This is a genomic window from Citromicrobium bathyomarinum (genome assembly GCF_038594605.1).
In the GTDB taxonomy this organism is placed as follows: domain Bacteria; phylum Pseudomonadota; class Alphaproteobacteria; order Sphingomonadales; family Sphingomonadaceae; genus Alteriqipengyuania; species Alteriqipengyuania bathyomarina_B.
In genome coordinates this window covers 265,069-284,494 of record NZ_JBCFZM010000001.1, presented here as the reverse complement: position 1 = coordinate 284,494, position 19,426 = coordinate 265,069, and the positions used below count along the sequence as shown (strand labels likewise).

The following is a 19,426-nucleotide window of genomic DNA, read 5'->3' as shown; positions in this document are numbered from 1 at the left end:
GAGAATACTCCGGCCGATTTGCTTGAACTCCGGCGAGCAAATGCAGCGGCGGTCCGGCATGTCAACTCGCACGCTTCGCCTCTTGCGGGACCGCGCTCAATCGCCTGCCAGCGCAGCCTCGAACGCCGACTGCGCGGCGGCGTCGAAGCAAACGAACAGGATGCGGTCGAACGCCCCGTCATGCCGCGCCGCCTCTTCGCGCACCGTCCGCACGGCGATGGGCGCGGCACGCTCTATCGGAAAGCCGTAGATGCCGGTCGAAATCGCAGGGAAAGCCAGACTTCGCACCGCATTCTCGCGCGCGACCCGCAGCGAGTTGCGATAGCAGTCTGCGAGCAATTCCGGCTCCCCGTTATCACCCCCGCGCCAGACCGGGCCGACCGTATGGATGATGTGTTTCTCCAGCAGCTCGTATCCGCCGGTGATCTTGGCCTGCCCGGTCTTGCATCCGCCCAGCAGGCGGCATTCGTGGACCAGCTCCTTGCCCGCCGCACGGTGGATCGCGCCATCGACGCCGCCCCCGCCCAACAGGGAGGAATTGGCGGCGTTGACGATTGCGTCGACATCCAGCTTCGTAATATCGCCCCGGTAGACTTCGAGGACCGCGCCCATCGTCAGAACCCGACCGGCCCGTCCAGCTCCTTCACGTTCCACGGCAGGCCGTGATCGTTCAGCATGTCCATGAAGGGATCGGGATCGAACTGCTCCATGTTGAACACGCCGTCGCCGTCCCACGTGCCCTGCACCATCATCGCGCTGCCGATCATCGCGGGGACGCCGGTGGTGTAGGAGACCGCCTGGTTGCCGGTTTCCTCGTAAGCCGCTTCGTGGCTGCAGATATTGTTGATGTAGAACGTCTTCTCGCCGCTGCCATCCAGCGCCTCGCCGGTCGCGATGACGCCGATATTGGTCTTGCCCTTGGTCGTTTCGCCGAGGCTTTCCGGCTTGGGCAGCACGGCGGCGAGGAACTGCAGCGGGATGATGTCGCGGCCCTGGTACTTGACCGGCTCGATGCTGGTCATGCCGACCGCCTGCAGCACGCTGAGGTGCTTGATGTACTCATCGCCGAAGGTCATCCAGAAGCGCGCACGCTCTAGCTCGGGCACGAACTTGGCGAGGCTTTCCAGCTCCTCGTGATACATCATGTAGGCGTTCTTGGGGCCGACTTCCTCGAAGTCGAACTCGGTCTTCACCTGCATCGCGGGCGTTTCGACCCACTCGCCATTTTCCCAGTGGCGCGCAGGCGCGGTCACTTCGCGGATGTTGATTTCCGGGTTGAAGTTGGTCGCGAAGGCCTGCCCATGGTCGCCGCCGTTGCAGTCGAGAATGTCGAGCTGGCGGATGGTTTTCAGCTTGTGCTTCTTGAGCCACATCGTGAACACGCTGGTCACGCCCGGATCGAAGCCGGAGCCGAGCAATGCGGTCAGGCCGGCCTGCTTGAAGCGATCCTGATAGGCCCACTGCCAGTGATATTCGAACTTCGCCTCGTCCTTGGGCTCGTAATTCGCGGTGTCGAGGTAGTCGACGCCCGCTTCGAGGCAGGCATCCATGATCGGCAGGTCCTGATAGGGAAGCGCCAGATTGACGACCAGCTTGGGCTGAACCTTCTTGATCAGGTTGACCATCGCGGGGACTTCTTCCGCGTCGATCTCGTAGGTCGCGATGTCCACGCCGGTGCGCTCCTTCACCGAGGCGGCGATTGCATCGCACTTCGATTTCGTGCGGCTGGCGAGGTGAATGTCGCTGAAAATTCCGTCGTTCATCGCCATCTTGTGGACGCAGACCGAGCTGACGCCCCCTGCCCCGATCACCAGTACCTTCGCCATGTGCGTATTCCTTTCGAATTCGAATCCTTGCGCGCGCCCTTAGCCAAACGGACGCGCGCCTCCAAACGATCCGGCGCGCGTTGTGGCAAAGCGTGCTTTCCTAACCCGGTCGGGGGTTCTAACGGGGCCGCATGAGCGCGCCAAATCCCATCATCGAACTGCCTGAAGCGTGTCGGCGTGACCCGGCCGGTTTTTTCGCCTCAGGACACTGTGTCAGGTGTGTCAGGGAGCATGCAGCCTGATGCGCAAGCCGACCCGCGACGGCGTGCTTGCCGCAGCCGCAAGTATCGCAAAAATCCTGCCTCCGACCCCGCTGCTGCCGGTCGAGATCGACGGCGCGAAATGCTGGGTGAAGGCCGAAAGCCTGCAACCGATCGGCGCGTTCAAGATACGCGGTGGCTGGTGGCGGCTTTCGTGTCTGAGCGAGGAAGAGCGTGCGCGCGGCGTGATCGCTGTGTCCAGCGGCAACCATGCGCAGGGCGTCGCCTGGGCGGCGGGGAAGCTCGGCATCAGGGCCGCTATCGTGATGCCGCGCAACGCACCGAAGGTGAAGCTGGAGGCGACCGAAGCGCTCGGCGCCGAAATCATCCTCTACGACCGGCCCGGAGAGGATCGCGATGAGGTCGCCGCGCGCGAGATCGCAAAACGCGGCGCGGTGCTGGTCCACGCTTTTGCCGATCCGTGGGTGATCGAGGGACAAGGCAGCGCCGGGATCGAGATTACCGAGCAACTGGGCAAACAGCCGCCCATGATCCTCGCTTGCTGTGGCGGTGGCGGGCTGACCGCCGGACTCGCCCTCGCCTGCCCTGACAGCAAGATCGTGCCGGTCGAGCCCTACGGGTGGGATATGGTCGGGCAAGCGCTGGCGAAAGGCGCAATCGTGCAGGTCGCGCCCGATGCGCCGGAGACCATCTGCGACGCGCTCCAGCCCCCCGCGACCAAGCCGATCAACCTCGATGTGCTGCGCGGGCGCGCAGAGACGGGCGTCACCGTGACCGATGAAGAGGTGCGCGCGGCACAGCGTTTCGGCTTCGCAAACCTGGGCCTGGTAATCGAACCCGGCGGCGCAGCGGCCCTTGCGGCAGCCCTTGCCGGTAAGCTAGCGCTGATCGACGACACCACGATCATGGTGACAGGCCGCAACGTAGACCCTGCGAGCTTCGCTGCCACGATCGACCCGCGTTAACCGGAGACTTTCCCCCATGCCGCAAGGCGAAACCCATATCATCGACCGTTCGGTCGTCCGCAAAAGCTCCGGTCTGAAAGACACGCTGCTCGACAAGGCCTTCGCCACCGCGTTTCGCGGGCTGGTCTATGCCCAGATCTGGGAAGACCCGGTGGTCGACATGGAAGGCCTGCAGATCAAGGAAGACAGCCGCGTGCTGTGCATCGCCAGCGGCAGCTGCAACGCGCTGAGCTACCTGACCGCGAACCCGGCGGCGATCACGGCGGTCGATCTCAACCGCGCGCATATCGCGCTCGGCCGGCTCAAGATCGCGGCCATCAATGCGCTGCCCAATTACGACCTGTTCCGCCGCTTCTTCGCGCATTCCGACTACAAGGAAAACGTGGCGATCTACAAAGACCGGATCGCCCCGCTGCTCGACGCCGAAAGCCGCAAGTACTGGGAGGGACGCGACATTCGCGGACGTCGCCGGATCACGCAGTTCTCGCGCGGCATCTACAAGCAGGGTCTGCTCGGCAACTTCATCGGCATGGCGCACCTGTTCGCCAAGCTTTACGGGGTGGACCTGCGCAAGGTGCTGGAAGCGCCGACGGTGGAGCAGCAGCGCGAGGTGTTCGAGAACGAGCTTGCGCCCGTGTTCGACAAGAAGTTCGTGCGCTGGGTGACCAACCAGCCCGCTTCGCTGTTCGGCCTCGGCATTCCCCCTGCGCAATACGACGCACTGGCGGGCGACGAGAAAATGGCGGAAGTGCTGCGCAAGCGGCTGGAAAAGCTCTCCTGCGATTTCGACGTGAAGGACAACTACTTCGCGTGGCAGGCCTTCAATCGCGGCTATTCCAAGGAGGACGATGCGCCGCTACCCCCCTATCTCCAGCGCGAAAACTACGCCGATCTGCGCGAGCGGGTGGCGAAGCTGAGCGTGCAGCGCGCCAATCTTTCCGAATTCCTCTCCGCCCAGCCGGCGATGAGCCTCGACCGCTACGTGTTCCTCGATGCGCAGGACTGGATGGACGATCACCAGCTGACCGATCTGTGGCGCGAAGTGACCCGTACCGCCCGCAAGGGGGCGCGCGTGCTGTTTCGCACCGCCGCCGAGCCGAGCCTGCTGCCGGGCCGCGTGCCCAACGAAATCCTCGATCAGTGGACCTATCACGACGAGCTGTCGAAGGACCTGACCCAGCGCGACCGCAGCTCGATCTACGGCGGCGTGCACCTCTACGAGCTCGCATGATGGCGCAGGGGGGGCCAAAAGACGGCAAAGTGCACGATCACGCGGCCTTGATGGATTCGATCTATCGCGGCCAGAAGTACATCTACGATGTGACGCGCAAATATTACCTGTTCGGGCGCGACGACCTGATCCGGGGGCTCGATTGCGCTCCGGGCGACGGCGTGCTCGAAATCGCCTGTGGCACGGGCCGCAACCTTGCCAAGGTGCAGCGCGCCTACCCCGGCACCAAGGCGTTCGGGATCGATATCTCTACCGAAATGCTCAAGAGCGCGGCAGGCAAGCTTGGCACGGCAGCGATCCTCGCGCCCGCCGATGCGCGCCAGTTCGACGCGCGGGCCATGCTGGGGCGCGCGACCTTCGATCGGGTGATCCTGTCCTACTCGGTGTCGATGATCCCCGACTGGGAACGCGCCTTGCGCCACGCGGCAACGCTGGTCGCACCGGGCGGATCGCTACACGTGGTCGACTTCGGCAGCTACAGCGCGCGCGACACACTGGGCGCGCGGATCCTCAAATGGTGGCTCAAGCAATTTCATGTCGCCCCCCGGCTCAACCTGCCCGAGGTAGCCGCAGAACTTGCCGCACAGCCAGGCTGGACCCGTAAGGGGCGCGACGGCATGGGCGGCTATTACCGGCTCGAACGGCTGTATCGCGCGACCGGCGAGGCGGATTGACGGCACGAACCCGCCAAGGTAGGTTTTGATCGAAAACTGATTTCAGGGAGGGCAAATAATGCAGGCTCAGATGCTGGCACCGGCTGCGGTGCTTGTCGCATGGTCGCTCGTGATGCTTTTGTGGATGGCGGCAACCCGCCTCCCGGCAATGGGCAAGGTGACCGGCGGGCTGAAGGCTGCACCGCGCGGCGGTCGCGGCCAGAACCTTGACGGCGTGATCCCTGACAAGGTTCAGTGGAAATCGCACAACTACGCCCACCTGATGGAACAGCCGACGGTGTTCTACGCCACGGTCGTGATCCTCGCGATCCTCGCCCCCAGCCCGCTCGCCGTGTTGCTGGCGTGGATCTATGTGGCTTTGCGAATCGTTCATTCGGTCTGGCAGGCAACGGTCAATATCGTGGCAGTGCGCTTCCTGCTGTTTATCGCCTCGACACTCGCGCTGATCGCGCTTGCGGTCATGGCGCTCATCGCAACTCTCGGAGCCCCCTCATGATCGGCATGGACATCCTGCAACCCGTCGTCGCGCTGATGATCTGGACCATGTTCGTGTGGCTCCTGATGTATATCCGGCGCATTCCGGCCATGCAGAAGAGCCCCGATCTCGACGTCAAGCACTTGCATGGCGGGACAACCGGCGCGCTCGACGGCGTCTTGCCCGAGCGGGATCAGTGGCCCGCGCACAATTATAATCACCTGCTCGAACAGCCGACTGTGTTCTACGCTGCTGCAATCGTGCTCGCGATTCTGGGTGCGGGCGATGGCGTCACCGCCTTGCTCGCGTGGATCTACATGGGCCTGCGCGTCATCCACACGATCGTCCAAGTGACCGCCAACCGCGTGATCGTGCGCTTCGTCCTGTTTGCGATTTCCAGCGTGGTGCTGATGGCGCTGATCGGTATCGCTGCGGCCACCGTGTTCGGTGGCGGCACCGGGGGCGGTGAGGCCCTCCTCCAGACGGTCTAGCGGCTACTCCGCCGCTTCGACTGCCGGCAGTTCCTCTTTCGCGAAGTCCATCGTGGCGAGGAAGCGTTCGGCGTCGAGCGCGGCCATGCAGCCCGTGCCCGCTGCGGTCACCGCCTGGCGATAGGTGTGGTCCATCACGTCGCCGCAGGCGAACACGCCGGGGATCTCGGTCTTGGGCGTACCCGGCGCGACCATCAGGTAGCCGCCATCGTCCATCGGCAGCTGACCGGTGAACAGCTCGGTCGCAGGCGCGTGGCCGATCGCGACGAAGGCGCCATCGACTTCGAGCGTGCTCTCCTCGCCGGTCTGCGTGTCCTTGAGGACGAGATGGTGCAACGCGCCGTTCTCGCCCGCCTCGAACCGCTCGACCGCCTTGTTCCACAGCGGGGTGATCTTGTCGGAGGCAAACAGCCGCTCCTGCAGGATCTTCTCGCTGCGCAGTTCGTCGCGGCGGTGGATCAAGGTGACGTCGTCGGAGTGGTTGGTGAGATACAGCGCCTCTTCGACCGCGGTGTTGCCGCCGCCGATCACCGCGACCTTCTTGCCGCGATAGAAGAACCCGTCGCAGGTTGCGCAGGCGGATACGCCCTTGCCGCCCAGCTCCTGCTCGCCCGGCACGCCGAGCCACTTGGCCGAGGCGCCGGTCGCGATCACCACGGTGTCGCCGATATACTCGTCGCCGCTGTCGCCCACCGCGCGGAACGGCGGGCCGGACTTGAGATCGATCTCGACGATCGTGTCCCAGTGCATCCTGGTGCCGACATGCTCCGCCTGCGCGCGCATCTGCTCCATCAGCCACGGGCCCTGGACCACGTCGGCGAAGCCGGGATAGTTCTCCACATCGGTGGTGATGGTCAGCTGCCCGCCCGGCTGAAGGCCCTGGACCATGACCGGTTCGAGCATCGCGCGCGCGCCGTAAATGGCGGCGCTGTAGCCTGCCGGGCCGGAACCGATGATGAGCATCTTGGTGCGGTGCGTCGCCATGTGCGCGCTTCTCCTGTCCTTCTGAAGTCTTGGCTTGCAAGTATGGGGATCGTGATCGCGAGAGTCACGCCACGAAGCGCGCCTGAAGCTGCTCTCGCAAGGTGTCATCCACACCAATCGCCCGATCGAGGAACGAGTCCAGCGATCCCCATCCTTCGCCGACCGTCTCCATGAAGCGCTGATAATAGGGTTCGCGCACCTGCATGAGCTCGGCCACCGCATCGCGATCCAGCGGGCCGCCCAGCCGTGCCTCGATGCCCGGAAGCGATTGCCGCTCGAGAATATCGTAGGTTGGCGCATCGTTGGTGCGCAGGAATTCTTCCAGCATGTCGGCGCGCGACACGCCGAGGATATGGTGGAGCAGCGCGGCGGCGATGCCGGTGCGGTCCTTGCCCGCAAAGCAATGGACGAGGCTTGCGCCGTCTCGCTCTGCCAGCGCGCGCAAATATTGCCCGAAGATCGTCTGCATCGGCTCGTTGTGCGGCATGCGGGTATAGACCTTGAGCATGCGGCCGTGCGCAGTCTCGGCGGTCAGTTCGATGGGCTGCTCGGGCTCATGCGGGGGGCGCGAGCTCGTCTCGCCATCGTAGAACACGACCTCGCCGTCCCACAGGTCCGGGCGGCGGCACGGATGGCGTTCGCGCTCGGCGTTGCCACGCAGGTCGATCACCGTACGAATGCCCAGATCGGCGAAGGTCTTCAGGTCCGCCTCGCTCGCCTCGACATGCTGGCCCGAGCGGAACAGGAGGCCGGTACGCACGCGCCCTCCCCCTTGCGTGCGATAGCCGCCGTAATCGCGGAAATTGTGGATGCCGTCTGTGGCGAGGAAGGTGGGGCCGGAGGCTGACGAGGAATCGCTCATGCCCGAGCAGGTGGCACCCGCCCCGCCCCTGCGCAACCGGGAAAGGTCGATTGCAAAGCGCAACCCTTGCCAAATTCGACTCCATGCCCGAACCAAGCGCCAAAGAACCTGGGAAAGAGGAACCGAACGCCATGGCAGATTATAACACCGTTCGCGTGGACCAGTCCGGCGGCGTCGTCACCCTGACGCTGAACAAGCCGGACAAGATGAACGCGATGGGCCCGGAAATGGTCGCCGAGATGATGTCCGTCTTCGACGCCCTGCCGGGCATGGAAGCGCGCGCACTGTTGATCACGGGCGAGGGACGCGGGTTCAGCTCGGGCGCGGACCTTTCCGGACGGAGCCTTGGCGGTGGCGGATCGAAGCCCGGCGATGCCTCGCGCCGGTCGCTCCAGACCAGCTTCAACCCGTTGATGCTGGCGCTTGCCGGGCTCGATGTGCCGGTGGTGACCGCAGTCAACGGCGCGGCCGCCGGGATCGGCTGCACGCTGGCGCTGTCGGGCGACCTGATCGTGGCGGGCAAGTCCGCCTATTTCCTGCAGGCCTTCGTCAATATCGGCCTCGTCCCCGATGGCGGCGCGACCTGGGTGCTGCCCAAGGCGGCAGGCATCCCGGCGGCGATGGAAGCAATGCTGCTCGGCGAGCGGATCGCGGCCGAGCGCGCCCACGAGCTGGGCATGATCAACCGCTGCGTCGAAGACGATGCGGTGATGGACGAGGCACGGGCACTCGCGGAGCGGCTCGCCAATGGCCCGACCGTGGCGATGGGGCAGATCCGGCGGCTGGTGCGGGGCGCGCAATCGGGCAGCCTTTCCGACGCCATGAATGCCGAGGCCGAAGCGCAGCGGATCGCGGGCAACAGCGAGGATTTCGTCGAAGGCGTGCAGGCCTTCCTCGGCAAGCGTGAGGCACAGTTCAAGGGACGGTAGTATGCTGCGAGATTAGATAGACACGCGGACGGGAGCTGGATTTCCTACTCGCCCAGTCCTCGCTAGCCTCTTCGCAGCTCTTTCTCACCGTCGACCCCATTCGCTTCTTGCGGCGGCGTGTCTTTCGCGCGCCCGCGTCCGCACCTTCCGAGCCGGGAGTTTTTTGCCCCTAGGACACTGTGTCAGGTGTGTCAGAGCCCTACACGCGCGCCTGTGCAAGCAAACCGCGCGCCTGCTTCAGGTGCGGGATGTCGATCATTTCGCCATCGAGCTGGAGCGCGCCCGCATCGGGGCTCTGCTCGAACAGGTCGACGATCCGGCGCGCGCGCGCCAGTTCTTCCTTCGAGGGAGTGAAAGCACGATTGATCGGGCCGACCTGCGCCGGATGGATCGCCATCATGCCCCGGAAGCCGACGCGGCGTGCATCCGTCGGCACCTTGGCCATGCGATCCTCGTCGCGGAAATTCGGGTCGATCGTCTCGATCGGTGCGATTCCCGCCGCATGGGCTCCGGCAAGGCACAGCGTGCGCGCCAGCGCGAAGGGTTCGAGTAGATTGCCTTGAGCATCGCGGTTGGCAGCTGCACCAAACGCCGCCGCGAGGTCTTCCGCCCCCCAGGTCAGCGCATCGAGCCGGGGCACACTCGCATAGTCGCCAAGCCGAAACAGCGCAGGCGCGGTCTCGGTCGCGACGACGATCAGGCGGATCGTCTCGTGCTCGATCCCCGCAGCTGCTTCGAGCGCGGTGAGGTAATGGCCCAGCAGCAGCGCCTCGTCCGGTGTCGCCTTGGGGAGCATGATCCCGTCGGGCCGGTGTTTCACGACCGCGACCAGATCGATGAGGGCATCGGCCGAATCGAGCGGGTTGATGCGCACCCAGAGCGGCTTTGCGCGCTCGCCCGAAGTCAGCGCCTCGGCCACATGTTCGCGCGCGCCCGGCTTGGCATTCTCGGCGACCGAATCCTCAAGGTCGAGAATGATGAGGTCCGCCTCGCCCGCCAACGCTTTCTCAAGTTTGCGCGGGCTGTCGCCCGGCACGAACAGAAGCGATCGGGCTGCCCACGGACGGACATCGGCGGCGGGCTTGGGCATGGTCGTCATAGCCTTGCCCTAGCGCGGTATGGCGTCGCTCGCCAGAGGCGGAGCTAGCGCCGGCAACGCACGCTGATATCGCGCGCGATGGCCTTGCGCCCACCGGCGCGGGCATTCTCGGGCACCGACCAGTCGACCCTATAGCGGATCGATTCATAGATCGTGGAGCGCGGCCTCCAGGAATCGGCGCAGGCCATGCGCGCCGCCATCTCTACCTTCGCAGCCAGTTCGCGCCGTGCTTCGTCGCGGTCGCCGAGAACGGCGGTTTCGACGCCGCGAGAGACGTGGACGAGGTCTGCCTTCTCGATCGACGTTGATTGCTTGTCCGGCTGCGGTTGCTCCTGCGCCTGAGCCGAAACCGCAAATGCGCATGTCAGGCCCGCGGCCAGCATCCATCCCTTCGACATCCCCATTTCCCCCAATGGCTGCCATTATGCGGCGGTCCTGGCGAACGCCGCGAGTGGGAGATTTGCAATTCCGCCAGGTAGCGTCAAGCGAGGGCCTCCGGTCGAGCGGAGAGAGAGACAGGTCACCTCCCGCCACGCGCTCCTTACGCAACCCTCAATAGGCGTTGGGGTGCACCAGCACGCGCAGCGTCTGCAGGATGACCCACAGGTCCCCCTGCGGCGACCAGTTCGCGAGATATTCCAGATCGGCGGTCAATCGCTTGGTCAGGTCTTCCTCGCGATCGGTCGCGCCGCGCAGGCCACGCACCTGCGCGAGGCCCGTCAGCCCGGGCTTCATCGCATGACGCTGCCAGTATTCCTGGCTCACTTCCCAGAACAGCTTGTCGCCAGCGCGAGATCCGATCGCGTGCGGACGCGGGCCGACGATGCTCATATGGCCGAGGAGCACATTAAAAAGCTGTGGCAGTTCGTCGAGGCTGGTGCGACGTAAGAAACTTCCGACCTTGGTAATCCGGTCATCGTCGCGCGAAGCGGAAACATTGCCGTCGCTGTCCGTCTTCTCGACCCGCATGGTGCGGAACTTCAGCATCGTAAAGAAGCAATTGTTGCGGCCTGTGCGGCGCTGCCGGAAGAACACCGGACCACCGTCGTCGAGCCGAATGGCAATTGCGATGATGAGGAATACAGGTAGCAGAACGATGGTCGCGGGCACCGTAAGCGCAAGATCGAACGCGCGCTTGATCACGCGCTTGCGCAGGCTGAGCGGACCGGTGGCGACAAGAATGGTGGTGAACCCATCCTCTTTTCGAATCTCGAGCGCGCCCATGTCCTCGAGGATGGAGGAGGTTATTTCCGCCCGTACCCCCAATGCCTTGAGGACATGGGCCCAGTCGGGCCGGTCGCCGGGGGGGCAATTCAGGATCACGCGATCCATATTGCGCATCTTCGAGCCCAGATCGTGCAACTCGTCGGGCGAATGCTTGAGGCGTTCGAGGCAGATACCCGACGCATCGAACTGGTGCGCCCCGTCGAGTTCGATCGGGCCGCCACCGGCATCGACGATCATCACGTTCTCGAAGTTCGTGCCTAGCCATTTCCGGCAAATCCCGGTGACGACCGCGTGGAAGGCGATGACCATGATGGTGCCCACGGTCAGCCCCACGGTAAGCATGAAACGCGACGTTTCGGCCGTGGTCTTCGTCACGAACGTGACGATCAGAAACAGCACGGCCGATGCTACCGACGCGTGCAATACGATAAGCACCATCTTCCGGACGCTGGCGAGCGACGGGATCGAATAGAGCCCGAGATAGAAGCACAGGATCGCAAAGATCGGGGTAATTGCAGATGCAATCTCTTCTCCGGCCGCCGTGTGCCAGGGACGAACCTCGTAGATACCGCTGACCACAAGGATCGACGACGCCATCAGCAACACATCCCCGATCAGCAGGAATATATAGAGCTGGATCCGATATTTCTCGATCGGTATGTCGGCTGAACGGTCGAAATTCAGGATACGCTCGTCGAACGACATACCCATTTGTCCGCTCCCAAAAAACTCTATCGCCAAAGACCGCCCGGTTGAGCCCTCGCAAGACAAACGTCTGAAATTACTCTCGACGTAGTGTGTCCGACTCGGATCGGGATCAAGTGCGACGATCTCTGCCCGAGACTTCTCGGGGTCAAGGGCGACGCGACTGCGTGGCATAAAATCGAACTCACTGCCAGCAAATTTGGCAGCGCGTGGTTCGACCGGACGAGGGGCCAGCGACGCGGCGTCGGCTCAACCTTGCCGAGCCGCCCCGAGGATATCTTCCGCCAGCTCCGGACGGCAGATCAGCAGGTCGGGCAGCGATACGTCGGCGCGGTTGTAGATCAGCGGCGATCCGTCGATCCGCGAACAGTGCAGCCCGTGCGCCTGCGCCACCGCGACCGGCGCGCAATTGTCCCACTCGTATTGTCCGCCACTATGCAGGTAGGCATCGGCCTCGCCGCGCACGACCGCCATCGCTTTCGCACCGGCAGAGCCCATGCCGACCAGCTCCATGCCCAGCGCCGTGGCGACCCGCTCCGCTTCTGCAGGCGGACGGCTGCGGCTGACGACGATCTTGCCGGTGGGTGCATGGTCCTCGCGCGACGCGCCATCGCTGGTGAGGACGAGGCCCAGACCCGGCAGAGCGACCGCGCCGGTATGGGCAACGCCGTCGATCGCCAGCCCTATGTGGACCGCCCAGTCTTCACGCTCCTCGCCATATTCGCGCGTCCCGTCGACAGGATCGACGATCCACACGCGAGACTTGTCGAGCCGCGCAGAATCGTCCTTCTCCTCTTCGGAGAGCAGCCCGTCATCGGGCCGGTGCTGGGCGATTGCCGGGACGAGGAATGCATTGACTGCGCGGTCGCCTGCTGCGCCCAGCGGCTTGCCCTCGATAAGGCCGGCGGCACGGATCGCGAGCGCGACCTTGCCCGCCTGCTCGGCCAGCGCATGTGCCAGTTCCAGATCGGTCATGTGTTTGAGGCCTTCGGGGCCTCGGCAGTTTGTCCGGTGTCGCCGGACAGGCCCCATGAGATGCCGGCCCAGACCCGCTCATGGAAATAATAGAGGAACATCTTGGTCAGGACTTCGGTGGTCGCGATAGCCCCTGCTGCCCCGACGTTGCGGGTGAAGAGAAGGCTGAGCAGGAAGGTGTCGATGCTGCCCAATACCCGCCAGCTGACCGCCTTTACGAAAGAGCGCGAATGGGCCTCGCGACCATTGAACAGAAACATCGTATCCCCCCGGTTCGACGTTATTTGAGCGGCAGGATTTTCGAGACGATGTGATCGGCCGCCTCGTCCACGCTCATGTCGACCGTGTTGACCCGTATCTCAGGGCTCGCCGGCGCTTCATAGGGGCTGTCGATCCCGGTGAAGTTCTTCAGCTTGCCCTCGCGCGCCTTCTTGTAGAGGCCTTTGACATCGCGTTTCTCGGCCACCTCGATGGGGGTCTCGACGAAAATCTCGATGAACTCCCCGTCGGGTAGCATCTCGCGCACCATCTGCCGCTCGGCCCGAAAAGGGCTGATGAAGGCGGTCAGCACGATCAGCCCGGCGTCGGCCATCAGCTTGGCGACCTCGCCGATCCGGCGGATATTCTCGATCCGGTCGGCCTCGGTGAAGCCGAGATCCTTGTTGAGCCCATGGCGGATATTGTCCCCGTCGAGCAGGAAGGTGTGCCGGTTCATCAGCGCGAGCTTTTTTTCTACCGCGTTGGCGATGGTCGACTTGCCCGAGCCCGAGAGCCCGGTGAACCACAGCACGCGCGGCACCTGGTTCTTGAGCGCCGCATGATGTTCGCGGGCTATGTCCGTCGGCTGCCAGTGGACGTTCTGCGCACGGCGGAGCGCGAAGTTGAGCATGCCGCAGGCGACAGTCGCGTTGCTCTCCTTGTCGATGAGGATGAACCCGCCCAGCGCCTTGCTGTCGGCATAAGGCTCGAACGCGATCGGGCGGTCGGTGTGCAGTTCGAGCACGCCGATCCCGTTCAACTCGAGTGTCTTTGCCGCCAGATGCGCCCCCGAGCCGAGCGGATTGTTGACGTCGATCTCGTATTTCGGCGCCTGCAGCGTCGCAGTGACCATGCGACTGCCGAGCTTGAGCCAGTAGCCCCGCCCCGGTTTCATCGCGGCCGTGTCCATCCACACGAGGCTCGCCTCGAACTGGTCGGCGACCTGCGGCGGATCGTCGGCGGTCGCAATCACATCGCCCCGGCTGCAATCGACCTCGTCCGACAGGGTAAGCGTGATCGACTGACCTGCAACCGCCTCATCCAGCGGGCCGTCGAAGGTGGAGATGCTCTTCACGGTGGTTTGCGCGCCCGAGGGCAGGATGCGAACCGGATCGCCCGGCCGGATCGCGCCATCGCCGATCAGCCCGGCGAACCCGCGAAAATCCTGATTGGGCCGGTTGACCCACTGGACGGCCATGCGGAAGGGCCGCGCCTGCGCGCGCTCGCCCGGAAGCGGAACGGCTTCGAGCTGGCCGACCAGCGTCGGGCCCTCATACCATTCCATCGCCGGGGACGCGGTGACGATATTGTCGCCCTTGAAGCCGGAGATCGGGATCGCCGTGATATCGGCAAAGTCGAGATCGGCGGCGTACTGCGCAAACTCATCCCGGATCGTCTCGAAGGTGGCCTGGTCGTAATCGATCAGGTCCATCTTGTTCACCGCCAGGATGATGTGACGGATGCCCAGCAGATGCGCGAGGAAAGCATGCCGCCGCGTCTGGACCAGCACACCCTTGCGGGCATCGACCAGCAGCACCGCGGCATCGGCGGTCGATGCGCCGGTGACCATGTTGCGGGTATATTGCTCGTGCCCCGGGGTGTCGGCGACGATGAACTTGCGCGTCTCGGTCGCGAAGAAGCGGTAGGCGACGTCGATCGTGATGCCCTGCTCGCGCTCGGCGGAGAGGCCGTCGACCAGCAGTGCGAAGTCGATCTCCTGGCCCTGCGTGCCGACCTTCGCGCTGTCGCTGTGCAACTGGCTCAGCTGATCCTCGAACACGGCGCGCGAATCATACAGGAGCCGCCCGATCAGGGTGGACTTGCCGTCATCCACGCTGCCGCAGGTGATGAAGCGCAGCAGGCCCTTGTCGCGGTGGCGGGCGAGATAGGCCTCGATATCCTGCGCGATCAGCGCATCGGGGCGGTATGTCCGGTCTTCGGCGTCGGCCATCAGAAATACCCCTCCGCCTTCTTCTTCTCCATCCCGGCGCCGCCTTCGTCCTTGTCAATCGCGCGGCCCTGTCGCTCGCTGCTGGTGGTAAGCAGCATTTCCTGCACGACGCCTTCGATCGTGTCCGCCTCGCTCTCGACCGCGCCGGTCAACGGGTAGCATCCCAGCGTGCGGAATCGGACCGAGCGGGTCTGCGGTTGCTCGCCCTCGGCCAGCGGAAAACGATCATCGTCGACCATCAGCAGCATCCCGTCGCGCTCCACCACCGGGCGGGGTGCGGCGTAGTAGAGCGAGGCGATCTCGATCTTTTCGGCCATGATGTATTGCCAGATATCCAGCTCGGTCCAGTTGGAGATCGGGAAGGCGCGAATACTCTCGCCCGCATCCTTGCGCGTATTGTAGAGGTTCCAGAGTTCGGGCCGCTGGTTCTTCGGGTCCCACGCGTGGGCCGCCGTGCGGAACGACAGCACGCGCTCCTTCGCGCGGCTCTTCTCCTCATCGCGCCGCGCACCGCCGAAAGCGGCATCGAAGCCGTAATGATCGAGCGCCTGCTTGAGCCCTTGCGTCTTCCACATATCGGTATGGAGCGGACCGTGATCGAACGGGTTGATCCCGCGTTCTTTCGCCTCGGGGTTCTGCCACACGAGCAACTCCATCCCCGCTGCCTTGGCCGAGGCATCGCGTACCGCGTACATCTCCTGGAACTTCCATGTCGTATCGACATGGAGCAGCGGGAACGGCGGCGCCGAAGGGTGGAAGGCCTTGCGCGCCAGATGCAACATCACCGCGCTGTCCTTGCCGGCCGAATAGAGCATCACGGGCCTGGCGGTCTCGGCCACCACTTCGCGCATGATGTGAATCGCCTCTGCCTCGAGGCGCTGGAGATGCGTCAGTTTCGTCATCGCGGCCCCACATGACGGCTTCGGGCTTGGAAGCCAAGATAGAAAGGCTTGCCTGGCCAAATGCCGCAGTTTGGAGGCTGCTCGATGCAGCCGATCGAGTGCCGTGCAGACGCCTCCCGAAACATTGTTTGGTCGTCGCAGCGCACCGGGTTTGCGCCCAATTCGGGGCAAGATCGCGCGGAGGGGTGACACTTTTGGGCCCTAGGGCTAGTGGGCTCGCGGACGGTAAACCACGTCAGGCAATTCGGGGAATTCACTTGAAAGGCATCATCCTTGCCGGCGGCAGCGGCACGCGGCTCTATCCCGCCACCATGGCGCTCTCGAAACAGCTGCTGCCCGTGTTCGACAAGCCGATGATCTATTATCCGCTCAGCGTGTTGATGCTGGCGGGTATTCGCGAGGTGCTGATCATCTCGACCCCGCGCGACCTGCCGATGTTCGAAAATCTCCTCGGTGACGGATCGGCCTTCGGCATCGACCTGTCCTACGCGGTGCAGCCCGAACCCAACGGCCTTGCAGAAGCCTTCATCATCGGTGCGGACTTCGTTGCCGGCGGGCCCAGCGCGCTCATTCTGGGCGACAATATCTATCACGGCGAGAAGATGGGCGAGAAATGCCGCACCGCTGCTGCCGAGGCTGCGGCAGGCGGAGCCAACGTGTTCGCCTATCATGTCGACGATCCCGAGCGTTATGGCGTGGCCGCCTTCGACGCCGAAACCGGCAAAGCGACCAGCATCGAGGAAAAGCCCGCCAATCCCAAATCGAACTGGGCAGTGACGGGCCTCTATTTCTACGACAGCGATGTGGTCGAGATCGCGAAGAACGTGCAGCCCAGCGCGCGCGGCGAACTCGAAATCACCGACATCAACCGCGCCTATATGGAGCGCGGCGACCTGCACATCACGCGGCTGGGCCGCGGCTATGCCTGGCTCGACACCGGCACGCACGAAAGCCTGCACGAAGCATCGAGCTTCGTGCGCACGATCGAGCACCGGACCGGCATCAAGATCGCCTGTCCGGAGGAAGTCGCCTTCCGCCAGGGCTGGCTCGGCGCGGACTCACTGCTCGAACGTGCCGGCATGATGGGCAAGACCGGCTACGGCGCCTATCTGAAGAAGCTCGTGGAGAACCCGGCGTGACCCAGTTCATCCGTCATGCCATCCCCGACGTGGTCGAGGTGATCCCGCCCAAATATGGCGACCATCGCGGCTTCTTCTCCGAGGTCTTCAAACGATCCGCCTTCGAGGCCGAGGGAATCGATATCGACTGGATCCAGGACAACCAGTCGATGTCCGCCGCCGTCGGCACGGTGCGCGGTCTGCATTTCCAGGTGCCGCCTGTGGCGCAGGACAAGCTGGTCCGCGTGCTGCGCGGTGCGATCTACGATGTTGCGGTCGATATCCGCAAGGGCTCGCCGACCTATGGCCAGCATGTCGGCGTCACGCTGTCGGCGGACAAATGGAACCAGCTGCTGGTGCCGATCGGCTTCGCCCACTGCTTCATGACTTTGGAGCCCGATACCGAGGTGCTCTACAAAGTCAGCGGCCCCTATTCCAAGGAACACGAAGGCGCGATCCGCTGGAACGATCCTGCGCTAGCGATCGACTGGCCCACGATCGATGGCGAGCCGACGCTGTCCGAGAAGGATCTCGAAGCGCCGCTTTTCGCCGATTTCGATACCCCGTTTACGTATAAAGGCTGACCGACCATGGAAACCATCCTCGTCACCGGCGGCGCGGGCTTCATCGGCTCGGCAGTGGTGCGCCAGCTGGTGCGCGACGGCAAGCGCGTCATCAATCTCGACAAGCTGACCTATGCGGGCAATCCGGAAAGCCTGAAGACGATCTCCAATGCGCCCAACCATCGGCTGGTCGAAGGAGATATCCTCGACAACGAGATGGTGCTGGCGCTGCTGCGCGAGGAAAACGTCGACGGGATCATGCATCTGGCCGCCGAGAGCCATGTCGATCGCTCGATCGATGGACCCGGCGCCTTCGTCGAGACCAATGTGGTCGGCACCTTCCGCCTGCTCGACGCCGCGCTCGAATACTGGCGCGGGCTGGAAGGCGACAAGAAAGCGAACTTCCGCTTCCATCATATCTCGACCGACGAAGTGTTCGGCGATCTCGATTTCGACGACACGCTGTTTACCGAGGAGACGCCCTACGCGCCCTCCTCGCCCTATTCGGCGTCCAAGGCGGCGAGCGACCATTTCGTGCGCGCCTGGCACGAGACCTACGGGCTGCCCGTGGTCCTCTCGAACTGCTCGAACAATTACGGGCCCTATCACTTCCCCGAAAAGCTGATCCCGCTGGTCATTCTCAACGCGCTCGATGGCAAGCCGCTGCCGGTCTATGGCACGGGCGAGAACGTGCGCGACTGGCTGTTCGTCGAAGATCACGCAAATGCTCTCATCACCGTGCTGACCAAGGGCAAGCTGGGTGAAAGCTACAATATCGGCGGCAACCAGGAACGGACCAACCTGCAGGTGGTCGAAGCGATCTGCGACGCGCTCGACGAGCGTCGCCCGCTGGAAGGCGGCACCAGCCGCCGCGAACTGATCACCTTCGTCACCGATCGCCCCGGGCATGATCGTCGCTATGCGATCGACGCCAGCAAGATCGCGCGCGAGCTGGGCTGGAGCCCACAGGAGAGCTTCGAGAGCGGGCTTGCCAAGACCATCGACTGGTATCTCGACAACGAGTGGTGGTGGGGCCCGATCCGCTCGGGCAAGTATTCGGGCGAACGGCTCGGCTCCGACAAGACATGAAGATCCTCGTCACCGGGCGCGACGGGCAGGTCGCGCAATCGCTGGCCGAACGCTGCGGCGCACGCGACAATCCGCACGAGCTGATCTTCGCCGCGCGGCCCGAGCTCGACCTCGCCGATCCCGCCAGCATCGCTCGCGCTATCGACGCGGCGCAGCCCGATCTCGTCATCTCCGCCGCCGCCTATACCGCAGTGGACGATGCCGAGGACGAGCCCGATCTGGCGATGGCGATCAACGGTGAGGCCCCCGGCATCATCGGAAAGGCTGCGGCAAGCGCCGGTGCGCCGGTGCTGCATCTTTCTACCGATTACGTGTTCGACGGCAGTGGCGAGCGCGCATGGCGCGAGGATGACCCGACCGGCCCGATCGGCGTTTACGGCAAGACCAAGCTGGCAGGAGAGGAGGCGCTCAGCGAATCGGGAGCCACCTATGCCATTTTGCGCACGGCCTGGGTCTACAGCCCCTTCGGCGCCAATTTCGTCAAGACGATGCTGCGGCTCGCCGAGGGGCGCGATGCGCTCAACGTCGTGAACGACCAGCACGGCAACCCGACCAGCGCGCTCGACATCGCCGACGCATTGCTAGCAGTCGCCGATCGTTGGCAGGCGGAGCCGGGCCATGGCGCGAACGCGCTCTATCATTTCGGCGGAACCGGCGCGACCAACTGGGCCGATTTCGCGCGTGCGATCTTCGCGCAGAGCGGCAAGTGCGGCGGCCCTGTTTGCGAAGTTACAGGCATTCCGGGGTCGGACTATCCGACCAAGGCCGCACGCCCCGCCAATTCCCGCCTCGATAGTGCGAAGTTCGGTGAAGTCTTCGGCCATGTCGCCCCGCCTTGGCAGGAATCACTGTCCGAAACGGTGGCTCGCCTACTCGGCTGA

The 19,426-nt window shown here is 64.2% G+C and carries 21 protein-coding genes; 10 read left to right on the top strand and 11 right to left on the bottom strand.

Annotation, left to right across the window (positions count from 1 at the left end; all coding sequences use genetic code 11):
- Nucleotides 1-96: 96 nt before the first annotated feature.
- On the bottom strand, nt 97-612 hold the full coding sequence (locus AAG612_RS01285; protein ID WP_342506465.1) for an O-acetyl-ADP-ribose deacetylase: 516 nt from the start codon (nt 610-612) through the stop codon (nt 97-99).
- A 2-nt stretch (nt 613-614) separates the two neighbouring features.
- Nucleotides 615-1,826: a saccharopine dehydrogenase family protein gene (locus AAG612_RS01280; protein WP_342506464.1), complete on the bottom strand. Its 1,212-nt coding sequence runs from the start codon at nt 1,824-1,826 to the stop codon at nt 615-617.
- Between the two features lie 241 nt (nt 1,827-2,067).
- Here AAG612_RS01280 and AAG612_RS01275 point away from each other — a divergent pair, with 241 nt between their 5' ends.
- The 5 genes from AAG612_RS01275 to AAG612_RS01255 are packed head-to-tail and all read left to right on the top strand — an operon-like array spanning nt 2,068 to nt 5,883.
- The gene (locus AAG612_RS01275; RefSeq protein WP_342506461.1) at nt 2,068-3,012 is read left to right on the top strand and encodes a threonine ammonia-lyase; all 945 of its coding nucleotides are present in this window, start codon (nt 2,068-2,070) and stop codon (nt 3,010-3,012) included.
- A 16-nt stretch (nt 3,013-3,028) separates the two neighbouring features.
- On the top strand, nt 3,029-4,243 hold the full coding sequence (locus AAG612_RS01270) for a BtaA family protein (RefSeq protein WP_342506459.1): 1,215 nt from the start codon (nt 3,029-3,031) through the stop codon (nt 4,241-4,243).
- Complete coding sequence (locus tag AAG612_RS01265) at nt 4,243-4,917, top strand: class I SAM-dependent methyltransferase (RefSeq protein ID WP_425341836.1); 675 nt, start codon at nt 4,243-4,245, stop codon at nt 4,915-4,917. Before AAG612_RS01270 ends, AAG612_RS01265 begins: the two co-directional genes overlap by 1 nt.
- A gap of 58 nt (nt 4,918-4,975) precedes the next feature.
- Nucleotides 4,976-5,413 carry an MAPEG family protein gene (locus tag AAG612_RS01260; protein WP_342506455.1) on the top strand — a complete coding sequence of 146 codons (438 nt, stop codon included), beginning with the start codon at nt 4,976-4,978 and terminating at the stop codon, nt 5,411-5,413.
- Entirely contained in the window at nt 5,410-5,883 is a 474-nt protein-coding gene (locus AAG612_RS01255; RefSeq protein ID WP_342506453.1) for an MAPEG family protein, read from the top strand. The genes AAG612_RS01260 and AAG612_RS01255 overlap by 4 nt, the downstream gene beginning before the upstream one ends.
- A gap of 3 nt (nt 5,884-5,886) precedes the next feature.
- Here the strand turns inward: AAG612_RS01255 and trxB are convergent, their stop codons facing one another.
- A complete protein-coding gene (gene trxB / locus AAG612_RS01250; protein WP_342506451.1) occupies nt 5,887-6,867 on the bottom strand; it encodes a thioredoxin-disulfide reductase in 981 nt (326 codons plus the stop codon).
- A 64-nt stretch (nt 6,868-6,931) separates the two neighbouring features.
- Nucleotides 6,932-7,729, bottom strand: a complete 798-nt coding sequence (locus AAG612_RS01245) for a tyrosine-protein phosphatase (protein ID WP_342506449.1) — start codon at nt 7,727-7,729, stop codon at nt 6,932-6,934.
- Between the two features lie 131 nt (nt 7,730-7,860).
- Between AAG612_RS01245 and AAG612_RS01240 the strand changes: the two genes are divergently transcribed.
- The gene (locus AAG612_RS01240; protein ID WP_342506447.1) at nt 7,861-8,658 is read left to right on the top strand and encodes an enoyl-CoA hydratase-related protein; all 798 of its coding nucleotides are present in this window, start codon (nt 7,861-7,863) and stop codon (nt 8,656-8,658) included.
- Nucleotides 8,659-8,857: 199 nt separating this feature from the next.
- Here AAG612_RS01240 and AAG612_RS01235 read toward each other — a convergent pair whose 3' ends face one another.
- From AAG612_RS01235 to cysD, 7 genes are all read right to left on the bottom strand, one after another.
- The gene (locus AAG612_RS01235) at nt 8,858-9,757 is read right to left on the bottom strand and encodes an HpcH/HpaI aldolase/citrate lyase family protein (RefSeq protein ID WP_342506445.1); all 900 of its coding nucleotides are present in this window, start codon (nt 9,755-9,757) and stop codon (nt 8,858-8,860) included.
- A 44-nt stretch (nt 9,758-9,801) separates the two neighbouring features.
- A complete protein-coding gene (locus tag AAG612_RS01230) occupies nt 9,802-10,155 on the bottom strand; it encodes a hypothetical protein (RefSeq protein ID WP_342506443.1) in 354 nt (117 codons plus the stop codon).
- A gap of 154 nt (nt 10,156-10,309) precedes the next feature.
- Entirely contained in the window at nt 10,310-11,695 is a 1,386-nt protein-coding gene (locus AAG612_RS01225) for an exopolysaccharide biosynthesis polyprenyl glycosylphosphotransferase (RefSeq protein WP_342506441.1), read from the bottom strand.
- A 243-nt stretch (nt 11,696-11,938) separates the two neighbouring features.
- Nucleotides 11,939-12,664 (bottom strand): 3'(2'),5'-bisphosphate nucleotidase CysQ, encoded by a 726-nt coding sequence (locus tag AAG612_RS01220; protein ID WP_342506439.1) that lies wholly within the window; start codon nt 12,662-12,664, stop codon nt 11,939-11,941.
- On the bottom strand, nt 12,661-12,924 hold the full coding sequence (locus tag AAG612_RS01215; RefSeq protein ID WP_342506437.1) for a DUF2061 domain-containing protein: 264 nt from the start codon (nt 12,922-12,924) through the stop codon (nt 12,661-12,663). Before AAG612_RS01215 ends, AAG612_RS01220 begins: the two co-directional genes overlap by 4 nt.
- Nucleotides 12,925-12,944: 20 nt before the next feature.
- Nucleotides 12,945-14,873 (bottom strand): sulfate adenylyltransferase subunit CysN, encoded by a 1,929-nt coding sequence (gene cysN, locus AAG612_RS01210; RefSeq protein WP_342506435.1) that lies wholly within the window; start codon nt 14,871-14,873, stop codon nt 12,945-12,947.
- Nucleotides 14,873-15,835, bottom strand: a complete 963-nt coding sequence (cysD, locus tag AAG612_RS01205) for a sulfate adenylyltransferase subunit CysD (protein WP_342506433.1) — start codon at nt 15,833-15,835, stop codon at nt 14,873-14,875. The genes cysN and cysD overlap by 1 nt, the downstream gene beginning before the upstream one ends.
- Before the next feature lie 197 nt (nt 15,836-16,032).
- On the opposite strand from cysD, the gene rfbA reads away from it, so the two are divergent.
- Genes rfbA through rfbD form a run of 4 tightly spaced genes read left to right on the top strand, consistent with a single transcriptional unit; the run spans nt 16,033 to nt 19,426 of the window.
- Entirely contained in the window at nt 16,033-16,914 is an 882-nt protein-coding gene (gene rfbA / locus AAG612_RS01200) for a glucose-1-phosphate thymidylyltransferase RfbA (RefSeq protein WP_342506430.1), read from the top strand.
- Nucleotides 16,911-17,477, top strand: coding sequence for a dTDP-4-dehydrorhamnose 3,5-epimerase (gene rfbC / locus AAG612_RS01195; RefSeq protein WP_342506428.1), 567 nt, complete (start codon nt 16,911-16,913; stop codon nt 17,475-17,477). The genes rfbA and rfbC overlap by 4 nt, the downstream gene beginning before the upstream one ends.
- 6 nt (nt 17,478-17,483) lie before the next feature.
- Nucleotides 17,484-18,545 carry a dTDP-glucose 4,6-dehydratase gene (gene rfbB, locus AAG612_RS01190; protein WP_342506426.1) on the top strand — a complete coding sequence of 354 codons (1,062 nt, stop codon included), beginning with the start codon at nt 17,484-17,486 and terminating at the stop codon, nt 18,543-18,545.
- Entirely contained in the window at nt 18,542-19,426 is an 885-nt protein-coding gene (gene rfbD, locus AAG612_RS01185; protein WP_342506423.1) for a dTDP-4-dehydrorhamnose reductase, read from the top strand. Before rfbB ends, rfbD begins: the two co-directional genes overlap by 4 nt.

Coding starts and splice junctions, on each gene's coding strand:
- AAG612_RS01285 (WP_342506465.1), bottom strand. CDS start 612: ATGGGCGCGGTCCTCGAAGTCTACCGGGGCGATATTACGAAGCTGGAT.
- AAG612_RS01280 (WP_342506464.1), bottom strand. CDS start 1,826: ATGGCGAAGGTACTGGTGATCGGGGCAGGGGGCGTCAGCTCGGTCTGC.
- AAG612_RS01275 (WP_342506461.1), top strand. CDS start 2,068: ATGCGCAAGCCGACCCGCGACGGCGTGCTTGCCGCAGCCGCAAGTATC.
- AAG612_RS01270 (WP_342506459.1), top strand. CDS start 3,029: ATGCCGCAAGGCGAAACCCATATCATCGACCGTTCGGTCGTCCGCAAA.
- AAG612_RS01265 (WP_425341836.1), top strand. CDS start 4,243: ATGGCGCAGGGGGGGCCAAAAGACGGCAAAGTGCACGATCACGCGGCC.
- AAG612_RS01260 (WP_342506455.1), top strand. CDS start 4,976: ATGCAGGCTCAGATGCTGGCACCGGCTGCGGTGCTTGTCGCATGGTCG.
- AAG612_RS01255 (WP_342506453.1), top strand. CDS start 5,410: ATGATCGGCATGGACATCCTGCAACCCGTCGTCGCGCTGATGATCTGG.
- trxB (WP_342506451.1), bottom strand. CDS start 6,867: ATGGCGACGCACCGCACCAAGATGCTCATCATCGGTTCCGGCCCGGCA.
- AAG612_RS01245 (WP_342506449.1), bottom strand. CDS start 7,729: ATGAGCGATTCCTCGTCAGCCTCCGGCCCCACCTTCCTCGCCACAGAC.
- AAG612_RS01240 (WP_342506447.1), top strand. CDS start 7,861: ATGGCAGATTATAACACCGTTCGCGTGGACCAGTCCGGCGGCGTCGTC.
- AAG612_RS01235 (WP_342506445.1), bottom strand. CDS start 9,757: ATGACGACCATGCCCAAGCCCGCCGCCGATGTCCGTCCGTGGGCAGCC.
- AAG612_RS01230 (WP_342506443.1), bottom strand. CDS start 10,155: ATGTCGAAGGGATGGATGCTGGCCGCGGGCCTGACATGCGCATTTGCG.
- AAG612_RS01225 (WP_342506441.1), bottom strand. CDS start 11,695: ATGGGTATGTCGTTCGACGAGCGTATCCTGAATTTCGACCGTTCAGCC.
- AAG612_RS01220 (WP_342506439.1), bottom strand. CDS start 12,664: ATGACCGATCTGGAACTGGCACATGCGCTGGCCGAGCAGGCGGGCAAG.
- AAG612_RS01215 (WP_342506437.1), bottom strand. CDS start 12,924: ATGTTTCTGTTCAATGGTCGCGAGGCCCATTCGCGCTCTTTCGTAAAG.
- cysN (WP_342506435.1), bottom strand. CDS start 14,873: ATGGCCGACGCCGAAGACCGGACATACCGCCCCGATGCGCTGATCGCG.
- rfbB (WP_342506426.1), top strand. CDS start 17,484: ATGGAAACCATCCTCGTCACCGGCGGCGCGGGCTTCATCGGCTCGGCA.
- rfbD (WP_342506423.1), top strand. CDS start 18,542: ATGAAGATCCTCGTCACCGGGCGCGACGGGCAGGTCGCGCAATCGCTG.